Below are 4,753 nucleotides of genomic sequence, written 5' to 3'. Positions count from 1 at the left end.
AACTGGTCGTGGCACCCGCGAGCCAGCTGGCACAGGAGGACGTCTTCGGTGCGCTGCTGCAGTACCCCGGTGTCGACGGTGAGGTCGGCGATATCGAAAACATCGTCGCCGAGGCACGCTCGCGCCAGGTCATGACCTGCGTCGCGGCGGACCTGATGAGCCTGGTCATGCTGAAGGAGCCCGGCGCCATGGGCGTGGATATCGTGCTGGGCAACTCGCAGCGTTTCGGTGTCCCGATGGGCTATGGCGGCCCCCACGCGGCGTTCTTCGCCGCCAGCGAGGGCCTCAAGCGCTCTTTGCCCGGCCGGGTGATCGGCGTTTCCAAGGACAGCCGCGGACGCCCGGCGCTGCGCATGGCGATGCAGACCCGCGAGCAGCACATCCGTCGCGAGAAGGCGACCTCCATCATCTGCACCGCGCAGGCGCTACTGGCGAATATCGCCGGCTTCTATGCGACCTATCATGGTGCCGAGGGGCTGCAGACCATCGCCGGCCGCATTCACCGCCTCACGACCCTGCTCGCGCTGGGCCTGAAGCAGCATGGAATCGCACTCAAGCACGACAGCTGGTTCGACACGCTGACGCTGTCCGGTGTCGACAGCCACCGGATCCAGGGCCGCGCGCTGACCCGCGAGATCAACCTGCGCTATCCCGCCGACGGTGAAGTCGGGGTCAGCCTCAACGAGACCACCACCGCCGCCGATCTGGCGGAACTCTTCGATGTGCTGATCGGCGAGGAGCACGGCCTCTCCGTCAGCGAGCTCGACCATCAGGCCGTGGAACGAAGCGCCAGCGGAATCCCCGCCGCCTACCGCCGCCAGAGCGACTTTCTACAACATCCCAACTTCCAGCGTTTCCGCAGCGAGACCGAGATGCTGCGCTACCTCAAGCGCCTGGAAAACCGCGATCTCTCGCTGGGCCACGCGATGATTCCGCTGGGTTCCTGCACCATGAAGCTGAACGCCACCAGCGAGATGATACCGATCACCTGGCCCGAATTTGCCAACATCCATCCTTTCGCCCCCGCGGCGCAAGCGACCGGCTACCGTCAGATGATCACCGAGCTGAGCGATTTCCTGATCGAGATCACCGGCTACGACGGCATATCGATGCAGCCGAACTCCGGCGCCCAGGGCGAATACGCGGGCCTGGTCGCGATTCGGCGGTATCAGGCCGCCGTGAGCGAGGGCCACCGCGATATCTGCCTGATCCCGAGCTCGGCGCATGGCACCAACCCTGCCTCAGCGGCCATGGCCCAGATGAAGGTGGTCGTCGTCGAGTGCGATCGCGATGGCAATATCGACATGGCGGACCTCGAAGCCAAGGCGACGAAACACAGCGCCAATCTGTCGGCGATCATGCTCACCTACCCATCGACCCACGGCGTGTTCGAGGAGAACATTCGTGACGCCTGCCGGATCGTCCACGACAACGGCGGGCAGGTCTACATCGACGGGGCCAACATGAACGCCCAGGTCGGGCTCTGCCGTCCCGGTGACTACGGCGGTGACGTCTCGCACCTCAACCTGCACAAGACCTTCTGCATTCCTCATGGCGGCGGCGGCCCCGGCATGGGTCCGATCGGCGTCAAGGCCCACCTGGCGCCCCACCTGCCCAATCATGTCATGACCCCGCAGGAAGGCATCGAGACGGGTTCCAGCGCGGTGTCGGCGGCAGCCTTCGGCAGCGCCTCGATCCTGCCGATCTCCTGGGCCTACATCAAGATGATGGGGGCTCGCGGCCTGCGCGAAGCGACCGAGCTGGCCATTCTCAATGCCAACTACATCGCCAAGCGACTGGAAGCGCACTACCCGGTTCTCTACCAGGGTGCCAACGGCACGGTGGCGCACGAGTGCATTCTCGATGTGCGACCGCTCAAGGCCGCCTCCGGCATCAGCGAGGAAGACATTGCCAAGCGCCTGATGGACTACGGCTTCCACGCCCCGACGATGTCGTTCCCGGTGGCGGGTACGCTGATGGTGGAGCCCACCGAATCCGAGTCGCGCTATGAGATCGATCGCTTCTGCGACGCCATGATCGCGATTCGTGAAGAGATCGCCAGGGTCGAATCCGGTGAATGGCCGAAGGACGCCAACCCTCTGGTATTGGCACCGCACACCATGGCGGACGTGACCGAGGAGAACTGGAATCGACCCTACTCCCGGGAGCGGGCGGCGTTCCCGACCGATGCCGTGCGCGAAGCCAAATATTGGCCGGCGGTCAATCGGGTCGACAACGTCTTCGGTGACCGCAACCTGATCTGCAGCTGCCCACCGATCGAGGCCTATCGAGAGGCTCTCTGAAGCGTAGGGAGGACCCGACGACAACGGCCGCTCATCGAGCGGCCGTTGTCGTTCCGGAATGGACAGATATGGTTCAGTGAGACTGATTTTAACGCCGTATGGACAAGCACGGGCAGTTTTCAGACGGCCCCTAGTTGGGTTCCATGGCGGGCAGTTCACTATAGCCATAAAGCGAATTGAGCCGCTGCTGGCGAAAGGACTCCAGCAACTGGCGGTAACGCTTGGGCAGTTCGACGTCCGTTCGCGATACCAGATGCAACGTTTCATAGACCGGTTTCGACAGCGTGACCTCCTTGACCTGGCGCTGCCATGGAGAGGTTTCCAGCACCGGGCGCGACACCACCGTGAATCCCAGCCCCCTGGCCACCGCGTCCAGAACCTGCCCCACTTCATTGGTGAAACCCTGGCGCGGGAAATGGCTCATGCTGCGGAATTCGCTGCCGAAGTTGCTCTTCAGCAGGAGGCTCGCGTTGGTATTGCCGTCGTTGTAGTTGACGAACCCCAGCGCGAGCAGTTCACCGAGACTGGTGCCGGCGAAGTCGGCCGGTACCACCAGGCACAGGGGCTCCTGGTGCCACTCCTCGTAACTCAGGTCGGGATGCTTGCTGACCTCGGTCACGATGCCGACGTCGTAACGCCCCGCGACCACATCCTGCGCGATCTCGTGGTTGAACGCGAAGCTGTAGTTGACCGTCAGCCCCGGGTGCATCTGCTGATATCCCAGCAGGAAAGGATAGAACATCAGTCCGACGCTACCGGGCGAGGCAATGCGGCATTCGCCGCTGTCCGGCGAGTCGTCATCCAGTGAATGACGGAAATGCTCATGCTCGGCGAAGAGCTTCACCGCGTAGTCGTAGGCCCGGCGCCCGGCGTCGGTCAACGAGCAGCGGCGGCCATGTCGATTGAGCAGCGAGCGACCGAGATACTCCTCGAGCTTGCGCACATGCTGGCTGACGCCCGGCTGGGTCATGTCCAGCTTGCCCGCGGTCTGAGTGAAGCTGCCCGTCTCGACGAGCATCATGTAGGTGCGAAAATACTGGGCGTTGAACATGGAAACGCGGATCACTCACGCTGTACGCAGTTAAAGCGCTTCGATTCGATGGCCTGAGTCTGCCAAGGTCGATAACGCCTCGTTGTCGCCTGTGGACTCTCCAATCATAGCAATTTATGGCCGGACTCGCACTGCCACACCCGGGCGCACCGCCACACCCGGGAACGGCCCGAACCGGCTCTCGTCCTCCCCCTCGATTTCAGGTCGCGATACCCCGCCGAACCCCAACGCCACCACGATGGAACCGGCCCGCCCTGGCCCGCCCCACTGCGATAGGCGCCAGCGCCTATGTTAGCATTGGCGGGCTCTCACTCAGGATTGAAGAACGCTATGTCTGATCCCTTTGCGCAGCGCGCCAAGGCCGTGCAACAAACGCTACTCGCGATGGAACAGAGCGCCGATGACAGCGAGCTTTTCGCGCTCGGCTACATGATTCCCCAAATCGGCCTGGTGCAGGAGATGGCCGAGTACGATCCAGCCGACGTCGAAGCGGAAGACTTCGACGCCACCTATTGGCAGTGGCTGGAGAGCACCTTCGCTCAGGACAACATGAGCGAAGCCGATCGCGAACAGATCGCAGGACTCTGGCAAACCGCCGCCGCAAGAGCCGAACATTGAATCACCGAACCTATTTGCACGAGGATGCCGTCCATGCCTGAGACGCTATCGACCATCGTCTCCCCCGAGGGCAGTCTCGAGGTGCTCTCTCAATCCGAAGTCAATCGACTCAGGGACACCTCCACCAGCGGCCTTCACGATCTCGTGCGCCGCTGCGCACTGGCCATATTGAATTGTGACACGCCCACCGACGATGGCCTGGCGGTGATGGAGGCCTACAAGGACTTCGACATCGAGGTCCTGCAGCAGGATCGCGGCATCCGGCTCAAGCTCTCCAATGCGCCGGCTTGCGCGTTCGTCGACGGCCGCATGATTCGCGGCGTGCGCGAGCAGCTATCCGCCGTGCTGCGTGACATCGTCTACGTCTACAACGAAATCCAGAACAACCCCAAGTTCGACCTGGAGACCAACGAGGGCGCCACCAACGCCGTATTCCACATCCTGCGCAATGCCAGCACCCTGCGTACGGCGCAGGAGCCGAGCATGGTGGTCTGCTGGGGAGGACATTCGATCACCCGCGAGGAGTACGACTATACCAAGGGCGTGGGTTATCACATGGGGCTGCGCGGTCTGGACATCTGCACCGGCTGCGGCCCTGGCGCCATGAAAGGGCCCATGAAGGGCGCCAATCTGGCCCACGCCAAACAGCGCCGCCATGGCAGCCGGTATCTGGGGATCTCCGAACCCGGCATCATCGCCGCCGAGTCTCCCAACCCGATCGTCAACTAACTGGTGATCATGCCGGACATCGAGAAACGTCTGGAAGCGTTCGTCCGCATCG

General features: G+C 63.0%; 3 protein-coding genes and 1 pseudogene. 3 read left to right on the top strand and 1 reads right to left on the bottom strand.

Annotation, left to right across the window (positions count from 1 at the left end):
- Positions 1-2,303 (top strand): aminomethyl-transferring glycine dehydrogenase (gcvP, locus tag AC3AYF_RS18400; RefSeq protein WP_487780153.1); only part of this gene is annotated, 2,303 nt, incomplete at its 5' end.
- Positions 2,304-2,433: 130 nt separating this feature from the next.
- Here gcvP and AC3AYF_RS18395 read toward each other — a convergent pair.
- A complete protein-coding gene (locus AC3AYF_RS18395) occupies positions 2,434-3,354 on the bottom strand; it encodes a LysR family transcriptional regulator (RefSeq protein ID WP_487780152.1) in 921 nt (306 codons plus the stop codon).
- Positions 3,355-3,642: 288 nt separating this feature from the next.
- Here AC3AYF_RS18395 and AC3AYF_RS18390 point away from each other — a divergent pair, with 288 nt between their 5' ends.
- Together AC3AYF_RS18390 and AC3AYF_RS18385 are read left to right on the top strand one after the other, a co-directional pair.
- Positions 3,643-3,972: a YfcL family protein gene (locus tag AC3AYF_RS18390; RefSeq protein WP_295041210.1), complete on the top strand. Its 330-nt coding sequence runs from the start codon at positions 3,643-3,645 to the stop codon at positions 3,970-3,972.
- Positions 3,973-4,005: 33 nt separating this feature from the next.
- Positions 4,006-4,698 (top strand): annotated as a pseudogene (locus AC3AYF_RS18385) (pyrimidine/purine nucleosidase domain-containing protein); the annotation flags it as partial.
- Between the last annotated feature and the right edge of the window lie 55 nt (positions 4,699-4,753).

The organism is Salinicola sp. (assembly GCF_982684285.1).
The sequence above is the reverse complement of the archived record's forward strand: the minus strand, read 5'-3'. Positions and strand labels throughout refer to the sequence as shown.

Excerpts from the sequence above, each read along its gene's own strand:
- AC3AYF_RS18395 (WP_487780152.1), bottom strand. The coding sequence starts at position 3,354 with ATGTTCAACGCCCAGTATTTTCGCACCTACATGATGCTCGTCGAGACG.
- AC3AYF_RS18390 (WP_295041210.1), top strand. The coding sequence starts at position 3,643 with ATGTTAGCATTGGCGGGCTCTCACTCAGGATTGAAGAACGCTATGTCT.